The following is a 13,295-nucleotide window of genomic DNA, read 5'->3' on the forward strand; positions in this document are numbered from 1 at the left end:
TCAGCCCGCCTTGCTCACGGTCACGCCGGTGCGCTTGAGCGCCAACGCCAACGCATCGGCCAGGTTGGCCTTGGTCACGATGCCCTGCAGGTCCAGGCCCAGATGCACGATGGTCTGTGCAATCTGTGGGCGCACACCGCTGATGATCGCATCGGCGCCCATCAGGCGGATGGCGGTAACGGTCTTGAGCAGGTGCTGGGCAACCAGGGTGTCCACGGTGGGCACGCCGGTGATGTCGATGATGGCGATTTCCGAACCGGTATCGACAATGCGCTGCAGCAGCGATTCCATCACCACCTGGGTGCGCTGCGAATCCAGCGTGCCGATCATCGGCAGCGCCAGCACGCCTTCCCACAACTTCACCACCGGGGTGGACAGTTCCAGCATCTCTTCCTGCTGGCGCGCAATGATGTCTTCGCGGGTTTTCTGGAACGCCTTGATGGTGTGCAGGCCCAGCGCATCCATCAGCTCGGACAGCGCCCACAGCTGGTGGCCGAGTTCTTCCGGCGTATCGGCGTATTCGCGCTGCACCAGTTCAAACAGCGCGCGCTTGAGCGAGAAGAGGAAGTTGGCGGTTTCCTGCGAATCGAAACCACGGGTGGCGCGGTCACGCGAGAGGTTCTCCAGGAACCGGCGCACTTCGCTCCATTCGGCACTGTCCAGGCTGCTGCCGCCGTCCTTCAACGAAGCCGCCAGCAAGCGCAGAAAGTCGGCGCCCTGCGCCTGTGCATCCTTGTGCGAAATGCGCGCATCGGCGGTCAGGCTGGAGCCCAGCCATGCCGACAACAAGCCGCCTTCCTGGCCACGAATCGCATCGATCGTGCGCTGCTGCAATGCCACCATGAGATCACCCGTCGAGTAGTAGTAAACGATGACGTGGCATGCGAGCTGGACTGCGCCCAAGTTGGCGCGGCGCCCCCACGCCGAAGCGCTGCAGATTAAAGCAATTCAGGTTTGCCAACCAGACACGAACCTGTAGCGGTCATTTGGATCGCTCCAGGCCAGTTTGACATTGCTCCGGAGCGCTGAACGTGCGCCGGGCCACGGCTGCGGGAATGGGGAATGGGGAATGGGGAATGGGGAATGGGGATTTGCGATTCGGGATTCGGGATTCGGGATTCGGGATTCGGGATTCGGGATTCGCAGGCTGCCGCTGCATGTGTGCGGTGGCTACTGGGGCGTGTTGGCGAAATGAGAGAGCTGATCTGGTCTGCGGGCTGCGTGTCAGGACACGTCGGGCGGTGTCTCACAGTGACGGCTGTGTTCGCTGCACGTTGTTGCGTGGGTTTGCGTGTGGCCGGAACTGTTTTGAGGTCGCGTTTCGCGGCATTGCCCTGCGAATCGGTGGCTGCACCGCCGCGCGCCGCAGCGCTCGATCAAGTTTGCTAGCTCGGCGATCTGCGCGCCTTCAGCCGCTGCAACGCGCTGTGCTACTGGCAGTGTTTTGATGCGCGCGGCGGCGTGCTCTGATCGCTCCCTGATTTTCCAAGGCTCTCTCCCCGATGTCATCGCTGTTTTCGCCGTATCAGCTCAAGGATGTCTCGCTCCGTAATCGCATCGCGATCCCACCGATGTGCCAATACACCGCCACCGACGGTTTCACCAACGACTGGCATCAGGTGCACTACGCCAGCATGGCGCGCGGTGGTGCCGGGCTGGTGATCGTCGAGGCCACCGGCGTGTCGCCGGAAGGCCGCATCACCCCCGGCTGCCTGGGCCTGTGGAATGACGCCCAGGCCGAAGGACTCGCAGGCATCGCCGCCTCCATCAGCGCCGCGGGCGCCGTGCCCGGTATACAGATCGGCCATGCCGGGCGCAAGGCCAGCGCCAATCTGCCGTGGGAAGGCGACGACCATATCGCCGACGGCGATGCGCGCGGCTGGGACACGCTGTCGCCGTCAGCGGTCGCGTTCGGTGCGAATCTGCCCAAGCTGCCGCGTGCAATGGACCTGGACGATATCGCCCGCGTGCGCGGTGATTTTGTCGCCGCCGCCAAGCGCGCCCTCGCTGCCGGCTTCAAGTGGCTGGAGCTGCACTTCGCTCATGGCTATCTGGCACAGAGCTTCTTCTCCGTACATGCCAACCAGCGCCAGGACGCTTATGGCGGCAGCGCCGAAAACCGCGCGCGTTTTCTGCTGGAAACATTGCAGGCGGTGCGCGCGGTATGGCCGGAACACTTGCCGCTGACCGCACGTTTCGGCGTGATCGAGTTCGACGGACGCGACGAGGAAACCCTGCAGGAAGCCATCGCACTGACCCGCAATTTCAAGCGCGATGGGCTGGATCTGCTCAACGTCAGCATGGGCTTCAGCACGCCCAACGCTGTCATTCCGTGGGGGCCTGCCCTGCTGGCACCGATCGCCGAACGCGTGAGCCGCGAGGCCGCGCTGCCGGTGGCCTCGTCCTGGAACATCGACGATCCGCTGGAAGCAGACCGCGTGGTTGCGGCCGGGCAGATGGAGCTGGTGATGGTCGGCCGCGCACATCTGGCCAACCCGCACTGGCCGTATCACGCCGCGTTGGCGCTGGGCGAAGAACGGCCGTCGTGGGTGCTGCCGCCGTCCTACGCACATTGGCTGGCACGTTACGGCAAGCGCAGCTGAGTCAGCTCTTGAAGGTGTGCCTTGCTGGAAATGCAAGGCACACGGTCGCAGACCGGCGCGGCGCATCGTGCACGCCAGTCTGTGCTGGATGTTTGGCCGGATGCAGGACGCGTGGCATAAGCGCGAGAAATGTTGTACCAGTCGCTGCGAGATCACACGCAAGCGTTTCGCAGCGATGTGCTTTCGTGTCCCTAAAAGCGCGAACATTCCGCTGTTTCTGCAGGTTCAATGACGCCTAGTTCGAGCGTCAAAAAAATTCCAGGGTCATCGCGCTTACCAGCGCTAAAGACATCAGCGCCCGCATTGCGATTCGTCAATAAAAAAACGGCGCGCCACGAGAACCGCAGCGCGCCGTAACCACTGGTGGTCTTACAGACCGTAGCGCTCGATCGCCTGCATATGCGGGGCGGTGTCCTGGTCGCAGGCTTCGGCAAGCCGCATCCAGCACATGCGGTGCGGCCAGCCGGCCGTCGCCATCACCAGCGCGCGGTGCAGTTCCAGCGGTGGCACTGCCTCCGGCAAAGCCACGGTGAACAGCACGCCCGGCAATCCGGACTGCGGGTCTTCCGCATCGAAGGCATCTGCATTGTCCAGATCGATCAGGCGATAGTCGTCGCGGCTATGCACCCACAGCGTCCACCCGCGCGATTCGATGTCCTTGCGCAAGGCGTCGATCGCCTGCTCGCCCGGATGCACGCCATCCACCAGCCAGCTGTTGCCGTAACCACCGGCCTGCAGCACATGCACCTGCGGATAGGTCGGCACGAAGCGCTCGCGTTCGGCCTCGTCTTCCGGCGGCGGATACACCAGTTCCGCATCGAACACCACCCAGTCGCCCACGTGCTGGCGGCGCTGCGACGGCGCATTTTCGACGATGCGTGCGGTCACCGGCCCGGTGCGGCGTGCGTAATACTCGGCCACTTCGCCATCTTCGATACAGCGGATGATCACCCAGCCCCAGGTCTCCTCGACCACGCCGCTGGTGCTGCTCAACTCCATGCCGATCGCCTGCGCGGAGGCACGCACTGCGTCCCAGTCCTGCGCCGCACTGGCGGCGGTCATGTGGTCCCAATATGCCGAGCGCGGTTCTTCCAGTAGCTCAGTCAGCTGCCGATAGACCTCGGCCGCCTCGGCGAAACGCCCGGTGTTGAGGTACATGCGCGCCAACAGCCCGCGCGCACCGTGCGAGCTCGGCGAGAGCGCCAGCAATGCGGTGCAGGTCTGCTCCAGTGCGGGCCAGTCGGCCAGCCGCTGTGCCAGCTGCGCCTCGCACCACAACGCCGCCACCGGCACCTGCGCGCGATACAGCTGCGCCAGGCGGCGCACGCCGGCCTCGTCGCCACGGCCGAGCAAGAGATTCATCAGCCGGAACGTGGGGCTGGTTTCGCGATCGGCGTGCCGCTGCACGAACTGCCACAGCAAGGCGATCGCGTATTCATCGGCCGCACATGCGCTCAAGGCCGATGCGGCGGTGTCCACCAACTCGGCATCGTCGGGCCGCTCGGCCACTGCCTGCAGCAACCACTGCGCTTCCTGTTCCGGATTGCGCGCGGACTCCTGGTCCTGCGCGGACAACCACGCCAGCAACTGGTCGGCGGGCGCCGGCGGCGGCGCGCTCACCGGCGCCGCATCGATGCGTGCGGCCAAGGTGTTCAGCAGCTCGGTGGCGCCACGGTCCAGCCGCAACTTGGGCACGTGCGCGCGGGCCAGCGCCAGATGCCGACGCGCGGTCCACACCGCGCCGCGCTGCAAGGCCATCCCGATCGCAAGCTCCGCTGCTTCGATCAAGATGCGGTGCGCACCCACCTGCGCGTAGTGGTCCAGCATGGTCTGCACGCGGCTGCCCAGGTCCCAGCTGTTGCGCTCGGGCGCGCGCGACACCAGCACCGCCACCGCACGCAACCAGTGCAGGCGATAGCGCGGCGCCACATCGCGCCACGGCAGCAGGGCCTGCTTGGCCTCTTCGTCGCGCCCCAACAAGGCCAGCGCGCGGGTTTTCTGCAACTGGCGCGGCTGGCTGCAGTTGGCCCACTCGGCGCCTTCGCGCGCAGCCTCGCGTTCGCGCTGTTCGACCAGTTCCAGCGCCTCGGCAGCGCGGCCCAGCGCCAGCAGGATCGAGATACGCATGTCCGGCACGCCGTCGTAGATCTCGCCGCCGTGCGCCAGGATGGTTCCCGACTGCTGCTCCAGATACGCCAGCGCCGCATCGCCGCGGCCGTCGTCGAGCAAGGCGTCGGCTTTTTCGCAGCTCAGGCACTGGTAGCACGACCAGCTGGGGTCGATGCGCGCCAGCGTTTCTTCGCACACCTCGATGCGCTCTTCCACCCAGCCCGGGCCATCGATGTTGGCGTAACACGCCGCCAGGTCCTGGGTGACACACACCGACTGCGGGCATTCCACCGCATCGGGGCGGTGCGCGCGTTCGAACAGCGACACCGCATCGCCCAACGCACGTTCGCCCTCGCACAGGTTGCCCACCCGGTTGCGCATTTCCCAATGTCCGACGAACACTTCCAGCCACGGGTTGGCCAGGGTCTTGCCCAGCGCGCGCGCCTCCGGCAATAGCGCCTCGGCACGCTCGATCTGCAGATCGCAGATGTGATCGGTCAGGCGTGTCAGCAGCTGCGCATTTTGCGGCTGCCCGGCTTCGCCCAGATCGTCCTGCAGTTTTTCCACCCAGTTCCAGATTTCCATGACGCGTCCTTTGATCCGGCGCTCAGCGCGCCAGCAAGTGGGTGACAGCCGCGGCAAAATCGCCGAAGGCCCGATTCAACGCAGACACACCCGCCTCCGCTTCGGCCGCGCCTGGCGTCTGCTGGGTGCGGCCCTGTGCAGCAACAATCACCTTGAGCGAACGCAGCAAACGTGCGGCGACGGCCGCCTGCGGGTTGCCCGCGCGGTGCGCGGCCAGCAGGGATTGCAAGGCAGGGTTGTCCAGATTCAGATACAGCCGCTGGGTCTGTTGCGACTCGATGCGCGCGGTGAACTGCCGCGCCAGGCGCAAGGCCGCGGTCGAGACGCGCTTGTCGTTCTCGTCCTGTTCCAGGCGCCGCTTGAGCTCCGCCTCACGGTCGGGCACCACCACCAACGGCAATTCCTCCGGGCTGAAACGCGCCGGCACCAACGCCTCGCCATCGCCCAGGTGCTGCTCCAGCCAGGCCAGTTCGTCGGCAGGCAGGCTATCCAGATGGAACAGCTGCCGGTTGCCTTGTTCGGTGCCCAGTTCGACCAGGCGCACGCCCTTGGCCTGCGCCCAGCGGCGCAGGAACGGCACCACCGCATAGCGGTTGCCATAGGCCACCGGCACGCCCATGGCGCGGAACAGCATTTCCTCGAAGCCGGCGTCGCTGTCCAGGATCACGTGCACCGCGCCACGCGCCGGCAGTTGCTGCGCCGGCAGATCGCCTTGCGAGGTGGGCACGCGCACATGTTCCATCAACAATTCGAACAGGCGCTCGTCGCACAACGCCGCGCCCAGCAGCGCTTCGTTGTGACGGAGCAGGATGCGGCGCCATGTCTCCGGCTGCTGACGCGCGACCTCGGCCAGACCTTGCACCAAGGCTTCGGAGAGTGCATGTTGCACCGCGCTGTACACCGCATCGCGCTGCAAATCTTCGCGGCTGGCAGTGGGCGTCAAGCGGTTGGATTCGATCACCCCACCGATGAAACCGGCCCATGGCGGCAGCAATTCGCGCGCGTTGTCATCGAGCAACATGCCACGCAAAAAAACCGACAGATTGCGGTTATCGCTGGTGCCGTAGGTCGCCCCATCCTGCACCCACAACAGACCGACTGCATCGCTGCCTTCGTCGCTGCGCACCGGCATGCAGCACAACGGCTCGAAGTTGCGCTCGAAGCGCGCGGCAAATTCGCGCTGGCGGCGCCAGGCCTGCACCGGATGCAACGGCACCGCATCGACCATGCGCCACGGCGGCGGCTCCGGGTTGATCGGCTGCGCATCGCGGCCAATCTGGATCGGCTCGCGCAACAGCGCGCAGTACTGCGACAGGATCTCGCGCAGGCGGCCCTCCTGGGCCAACGGCAGATAATCCGGATGCAGCTCCAGCACCACCTCGGTGCCGACCTGGGCACGTGCGGCAATCGGGCTCACCGTGTATTGCTCGGCATTGCTGGACACATAGCAATGGCCCAGCGTCGGCGTCTGATACGAGGTGGTGCGCACGGTGACCCGCCGTGCCAGGACGAATGCCGACAGGAAGCCCAGCCCGAACATGCCGATCAGGCCGCTGTCTTCATGCCCGCTCTGACGCAGGCCGCGGGTGTAGCCCACGCCCACGGTGGCCAGATAGTCGTGGATCTCCTGTTGGGTCAGCCCGGCGCCGGTATCGATGATGCGCACGGTGCCCTGGGCGGGATCGCCATGCACTTCGATCAGCGACGCACCACCCCACTCCGGCTGCTCCAGGCGCCGGCGCAGGATCGAGTCGTGCGCGTTCTGCACCAGCTCGCGCAACGCGACCACCGGCGTCGAATACAAATGCTTGCTGAGTACGGACATGAGCCCGTTGAGATCGACGCCTGCGCGGCGGATCTGCGAGGCGTCCGTCGCCTCATTGATGGGATCTTGCATGATCGGTCGTCGTGTCCTTGGCGGCCGCGTCCATCCTCGGACACGCCTGCCTGGGTGGCAATGCGAGCCGGAAAGGATAGCCGCAAGCCACGGACCGCGCACGTACGCGCCGCGCCGGCGGCACAGGCCGGCCTTCTCAGGCAACAGATCCCAGCGTTACATCCATCGTTACATAGGTGCCGGGTATTCAAGGCCCGGCAGCACACTCTTGCAAAGCGCTGCAAAACGGCCGGATTTGCCGGCAAAAACTGCAAACGTCACGCCTGCTTCGTGCAAGCGCGCTGCGCATAAACGCCGGCTGAGCCAACGTCCGGCACAGCGCGAACAGGGGCGCATCGCCGCCGCGTGCCACCCCTCTACCCGCTCACCGCTGCCCTGCATTGCTGCAGGGCAGCGGCCTGCTTAGCGTTGCAGGGTTTCCATCGGCGCTTCATTGAAATGCTGGCGATAGCCCTTGGCCAGCGCCGAGCGACTGCCCACACCCCAGCGGCTCGCCGCCTGCAGCACGCTGCCACAACCGCCATCGGCCAACAGTTCATCGCGGATGCCCTGCATGCGATACCGGCGCAGCACCTGGGTCGGCGACAAGCCGGTCGCTGATTTGAAGGCCTGCTGCAGCGCGCGCCCGGTCACCCCGATCTGCGCGGCGACCTCGTTGATCGACAGGTCCGATCGATGGGCATTGGTGATCATGTACGCGTAGGCACGCCGGTACTTGGCCGGCAGGCGGGCGGAAATGTCATCGCTGACATGCGCCGGTGTGCCGCTTTCCAGCAACCGCGGCGCCTGGACCTCGCTGCGCAGGCATTGCACAGCCCCCAGGGCGTAGCGGTTGTAGAGCAGCAAGGCTTGCTCGGCACGTCCCAGTGCCTGGCTGATCTTGGCCTGGCAATACTCGAACTCCAGGTTCCAGCGCGGCGCGTGATGGCGCCCGGCACCGGCCAGCGCGCGTTCGGCCAGGTCCGCACGCCCAACCGCCAATGCGGCCAGCGCCAGCTCCACTTGCGCATCCTGCCGCGCGCATGGCGGGCAACCGGTGGCCGCTGCGGGCAAGGCATCGATCTGCGCGTCGAAGCCGAAGATGTCTCCACCAGCAATGCGCAGCAGATTGCGCACATGGCGCATGCGTTGCGCCAGCACCGGCATGCTCTCGGACAGATCGGCGATGCAGGCACGCAGCTCGCTGGCCTCGAAGGTATGCGCGGCATCTTCCTGGCGCAGCGTGGCCTGCCAGAACACGTGGTCGCTCATGCGCTCGCCGCGCCGGATCCGCAGCTGGGCGATCAGGTCCAGACGCAGCGCGCCGACCACACGCGTCCAGTCCGCCGCACCGAGCTCCAGCTCGGAAACCACCTCTTGCGCGCGTTCCAGCGTCTGCAGTGCCAGGGTGCTCTGGCCCAGGTGGAAGTGGGTCAGCGCCTTGCCGAGCAGGCTCTCGCCACACAGCACCGCCGGGGTATCGCGGTCCATGGCCAGTTGCGCAAAGCAATTGAGCGCTGCACTCAGCCGGCGCTGGCTCAACATCAGCCACGCGGTGTTGCGGCACGACAGCAGGCGCAGCTGCCGCTGGTGCCCACGCATCGCCTTGGACGCCTGCCGATAGGCATCCTCTGCCTCTTCCTGATACTCCAGAATCAACAAGGCATCGGCGCTGGCGCCCAGCAATGCGACTTCGTCGTCGCTGCCATCCGGAGCTGCCTGCCCCTCGCGACGTTGCTGGAGGTGCTGCAGACCCTGTGGCCAAGCACCAACAAGCATCCTGCTCGTATAGATCGGAAGACGGTCTGCGTAAGACAACGCAGAGATCGCTGCGAAGTAGGTCGAAAGGATCATGCCGGGCTCTCTGAAGGGGAGGAGCAAAAACAACAAAAGGCGCCGTTGTGGTGGGCGCAAACGATTGTATGCAGCGGATCCAATAGAATTTCTCACTTCGAAGCAGCTAGAAATTCAAAAATTCTCACTCTGTCTTGCAAACTGCGAAGTGGATCCCGCACCTGCGTAGCGACGAAGGCCAGACGATGCGCCGGCGTATCTTGACGGTGCATCACAGGACGATGCGTGGGCGTACGGATGCGGTGTTCGGCACGCAGATGCGCGAAGGCGCGCTAAACATCTGCGATCGCTCGCGCTCAATGTCAAATGGCCGTTAATCCAGTGCAATGAGGGCACACGCTGTTTTCCGGCGATTCGCCGGTCCACCTGTAATTACAAGAGCATTTTGTTCAGCGGCGCGATAGTTAAGTCCCTCGAGATATTCTTTCTCGCGCAGAGAGTCAGCAAAATCTCTATACCTTGGTCTACACCTGCACGTTGGCATGCCGCCGCTCCAGCATGGGGTTTTGTGTGCAGCAACCCGACCGAATTAAAACGCCCCAACCAGCCCTATGCGTCAGACGACGATTGCATAACTAGAGAGTAAGAGCTGTGTTGCGGCTAACTGACCACCCGCTAAAGCGGATGACTCCGCTGATCGGAATTCGCGCTAGGCAACGAAACTTTTCGCCTCCGCAATGGTACATACCATTCGTCTGACGCAGGTCAGATCCCCCCGAAGCGGTCGAGTGATATGGCTATGTGCCTGGATACCTTTAGTAAGCCTGTTGTGCTCAGTTCCATGGTCTGGGCTGCGCCCGTACCGCCGGCGTGGGCGCGCGAGTGATGGACGCCGCTGCGAATGACCGCCAAGGATCGGCATTCGTACTGACGCAGGACGCGCGGCTGGCATCACAGATCAACGCCAGCCTGGCGACTCTGGTCCCAGAGGTCACCATCTTTTCAGACGAACTCGAATTGCTGCGCTGCCTGCGCCACTCGCCGTGCGAGCTTCTGGTTTTCGATGCCCATTGCGTGGCATCGGACGACAGTTCCCTGCTCGCCTGGCAGCGCTGCCACAGTGGTCACCCCACCCCACTGATTGTGCTGGGCCGTTTCGAGTGCCCCGACGACTTGCTGGCCTGGTATCGCGCCGGCGCCCACGAAGTGCTCAGCCTGCCAGTCAACTCACACGAGTTGCATGTGCGCGCATCGCTCGCCATTTGGCCGATGGCAGCCACCTGCATCCAGGCCCAGCAGATCAAGGTGGGCCCGTATCAGCTGCTCCGCGAGAAGAACACGGTGTACCTGCACGAAACCGCGATTGCCTTGACCGCGCGCGAGTTCTCCATCGCCTGGCTGCTGTTTTCGAATCCGGGCGTGTGCTTCCGCCGCTGCCAGCTGGCCAAGGCAGTCTGGGGTAGCCATACCGAGTTCACCGACCGCACCATGGAACAGCACATCTACAAGCTGCGCAAGAAACTGCGGCTGTGCAACCACAGTGGCGCAGTGCGCATTCGCACCGTGTATTCGCATGGCTACAAGCTCGAACTGGCGCTGTCGGACGGCAACACGGCGGCACCCTCCAAGGGCATGACGTCCAATACGGTCAATCGCACCGCAGCTTGCTGAGCTGCGGCTGCTCTGCTTGGAGATAACGCACCGGTGCAGGCGTTGCTGGCGTCTTGACGGAGCTCGCCTGAGTCAGAGTGTTTGGCTGCACGGGCGCGACGTCACGCGCACGGTCGATGGGGTTCGTTCGTGTTGCGACGGCTCATGAAGACTTGGGCTTCGCAGTCAGCGCAGACGTGTACGTTCGAGGCAGCAATGTCAGTAATGCGAGGCCGAAGCGCCGCATGGAGCAGTGCTTCGGCCGCCGTCGTTGCGGCATCGCCGACACCGGAAATATTGGCCATCCCTGCAGAGCGTTGATGTCCAGCAACAAGGCGGCGTTCTCGCCAGATCCCCCGCCGCTCCTGATCAAGCTTGCGCCGCATGGCAACCCCCGCTGCTGCCATTGCATTACCGCACCGATGCAAACACCCATAAACGACAACGGCGCCAGGTTTCCCTTGGCGCCGCTGTTTTTTGCAGTTTAGAAGAACTTACTGCTTCGGGCTCTCGCCGTACTCGTTCGGGCCGGGCGTACCTTCGAGGCACATAAACACCAACACGATGAAGCCGCCGAGGTAAGGCACCAGGCTGATCAGATAGAACCAGCCAGACTTGCCCTGGTCGTGGAAGCGACGCACGCTCACCGCAATGCTCGGCACCACCATTGCCAGCATCACGATCACCATGATCGCGAAGACCACCCAGGCCAGCGCGCCCGGGCCGTTATCGCCGCCGCCCACTGCCGCTGCGATGCCGAAAAGACCACCCAGCACCAGCAGGATGATGGCCTGCAGCAGCATGAACATCCAATATTCCTTGCGGCGCGAACGACCATTGAAGTCGGCATAACGCTTGAGCGGCAGCAACATCCATTCCATCGTGAGTCTCCTGGTGACGAGCAATAAGCGGTGTGTGTGATCCGGTGCACAGTGCAACGGGCCGCGCATGGTGCCATAGCCGCAGTCTGGTGAAAACGTTTTCTTTACGCTCTGGCGCGTATGGCTGGCGCTGTCCGACGAGCGGTCGGGCCTGGCGCTGCTGCTGACCCGCACGGCCGCACGCCCCCCATCGCACTTGTCGCTGGGGAGAGCTGCAGCTTGCAGAACGTGGAGGCGCAGCGCCTGCGCCGCCCGCAACAGCGAGCCCGGTAGAGGCGAGCAACCAGGCAGCGACTTAGCGACAACGTCGGTGGCGGCTGCGGGCTTACTCCGCCGCCGCTTCCAGGGCCTGGCTCAATCGCTCCACGGCAACGATCTCCATGCCCTTGATGCTGGACGCCTTCGGCGCATTGGCCTTGGGTACGATCGCGCGCTTGAAGCCGTGCGTCGCCGCCTCCTTCAGGCGGTCCTCGCCGTTGGGAACCGGGCGAATCTCTCCCGACAACCCCACCTCACCGAAGGCGATCGTCTTCTCGGCCAGTGGCCGGTCGCGCAACGACGACAACACCGCCAGCAGCACCGGCAAGTCGGCGGCGGTCTCCTGTACCCGGATACCGCCGACCACGTTGACGAACACGTCCTGGTCACCGACCACGATGCCGCCATGCCGGTGCAGCACCGCCAGCAACATCGCCAGGCGGTTCTGCTCCAGCCCCACGGCGACCCGCCGCGGATTGGACAACGGCGAGGCATCCACCAGCGCCTGCACCTCCACCATCAACGGACGCGTGCCTTCGCGGGTGACCATCACGCAACTGCCCGGCTGATGGGTGCTGCCGCCGGAAAGGAAAATCGCCGAGGGGTTGGAGACCTCCTTGAGGCCCTTCTCACCCATCGCAAACACGCCCAGCTCGTTGACCGCACCGAAGCGGTTCTTGAACGCACGCAGCAAGCGGAAGCGGCTGCCGCTTTCGCCCTCGAAATACAGCACCGCATCGACCATGTGCTCGAGCACGCGCGGGCCGGCGATGCCGCCTTCCTTGGTGACATGCCCGACCAGGAACACCGCCGTGCCGGTTTCCTTGGCATAGCGCACCAGCCGCGCAGCGCTCTCGCGCACCTGGCTGACCGAGCCGGGTGCCGCGGTCAGCGACTCGGTCCACAGCGTCTGCACCGAATCGGCCACGATCAATTTGGGCCGCGCCACGCTGGCGTGCTGCAGGATGTTCTCGATCCCGGTTTCGGCCAGCGCATTCAACCCTTCCAGTGGCAGGTCCAGCCGCACCGCGCGCCCGGCCACCTGGGCCAGCGATTCTTCGCCGGTGACGTACAACACCGGCAGCGTGCTGGCCATGCTGGCCAGCGCCTGCAGCAACAACGTCGACTTGCCAATACCCGGGTCGCCGCCGATCAGGACCACCGCACCCTCGACCAGGCCGCCACCAAGCACACGATCGAACTCGCCGATGCCGGTGGACACCCGCGCCTGCTCGGACTGCTGCACATCCTTGAGCGCGGTGATCTTGGGCGCTTCGGTCTTGCCCGCCCAGCCGCTGCGCCGCGAGGCCGCCGGCGAGGCCTTGCCAGCGGGCGTGGCGCTTTCCAGCACGATCTCGCTGAGCGTGTTCCACACCCCGCACTCGGTGCACTGTCCCTGCCACTTGGTGTACTCGGCGCCGCATTCGCCGCAGACATAGGCCGTCTTCGCCTTCGCCATCATCTTCTTGCCGTTGCTTCTGAAGCCGAAGCATAGCTGCGGCGGGTCTCACCGCGCGCGACCTGAGCCGGAGACTGGCG

Annotated in this window: 8 protein-coding genes; 2 read left to right on the top strand and 6 right to left on the bottom strand. The window is 64.8% G+C overall.

Features of this window, described 5'->3' with window-relative positions; translation table 11 throughout:
* Positions 1–843 carry an STAS domain-containing protein gene (locus ACCQ09_RS15440; protein ID WP_011036368.1) on the bottom strand — a complete coding sequence of 281 codons (843 nt, stop codon included), beginning with the start codon at positions 841–843 and terminating at the stop codon, positions 1–3.
* Positions 844–1,502: 659 nt separating this feature from the next.
* Between ACCQ09_RS15440 and ACCQ09_RS15445 the strand changes: the two genes are divergently transcribed.
* Positions 1,503–2,603, top strand: a complete 1,101-nt coding sequence (locus ACCQ09_RS15445) for an NADH:flavin oxidoreductase/NADH oxidase (RefSeq protein WP_040941629.1) — start codon at positions 1,503–1,505, stop codon at positions 2,601–2,603.
* A 369-nt stretch (positions 2,604–2,972) separates the two neighbouring features.
* Here the strand turns inward: ACCQ09_RS15445 and ACCQ09_RS15450 are convergent, their stop codons facing one another.
* The 3 genes from ACCQ09_RS15450 to ACCQ09_RS15460 all read right to left on the bottom strand — a co-directional run bounded on the left by ACCQ09_RS15450 (position 2,973) and on the right by ACCQ09_RS15460 (position 8,952).
* A complete protein-coding gene (locus tag ACCQ09_RS15450) occupies positions 2,973–5,297 on the bottom strand; it encodes a tetratricopeptide repeat protein (protein WP_040941630.1) in 2,325 nt (774 codons plus the stop codon).
* A gap of 22 nt (positions 5,298–5,319) precedes the next feature.
* On the bottom strand, positions 5,320–7,194 hold the full coding sequence (locus tag ACCQ09_RS15455) for an ATP-binding protein (protein WP_040941631.1): 1,875 nt from the start codon (positions 7,192–7,194) through the stop codon (positions 5,320–5,322).
* Between the two features lie 402 nt (positions 7,195–7,596).
* Positions 7,597–8,952, bottom strand: coding sequence for a helix-turn-helix transcriptional regulator (locus ACCQ09_RS15460; protein ID WP_016944964.1), 1,356 nt, complete (start codon positions 8,950–8,952; stop codon positions 7,597–7,599).
* A 900-nt stretch (positions 8,953–9,852) separates the two neighbouring features.
* Between ACCQ09_RS15460 and ACCQ09_RS15465 the strand changes: the two genes are divergently transcribed.
* Positions 9,853–10,638, top strand: coding sequence for a winged helix-turn-helix transcriptional regulator (locus tag ACCQ09_RS15465; protein ID WP_029217108.1), 786 nt, complete (start codon positions 9,853–9,855; stop codon positions 10,636–10,638).
* Positions 10,639–11,111: 473 nt separating this feature from the next.
* Here the strand turns inward: ACCQ09_RS15465 and ACCQ09_RS15470 are convergent, their stop codons facing one another.
* Positions 11,112–11,498 carry a DUF805 domain-containing protein gene (locus ACCQ09_RS15470; RefSeq protein WP_011036362.1) on the bottom strand — a complete coding sequence of 129 codons (387 nt, stop codon included), beginning with the start codon at positions 11,496–11,498 and terminating at the stop codon, positions 11,112–11,114.
* Positions 11,499–11,823: 325 nt separating this feature from the next.
* Entirely contained in the window at positions 11,824–13,215 is a 1,392-nt protein-coding gene (gene radA / locus ACCQ09_RS15475) for a DNA repair protein RadA (RefSeq protein WP_012438953.1), read from the bottom strand.
* Positions 13,216–13,295: the final 80 nt, after the last annotated feature.

Source organism: Xanthomonas sp. NCPPB 2586 (assembly GCF_041475775.2).
Lineage (GTDB): Bacteria > Pseudomonadota > Gammaproteobacteria > Xanthomonadales > Xanthomonadaceae > Xanthomonas > Xanthomonas campestris.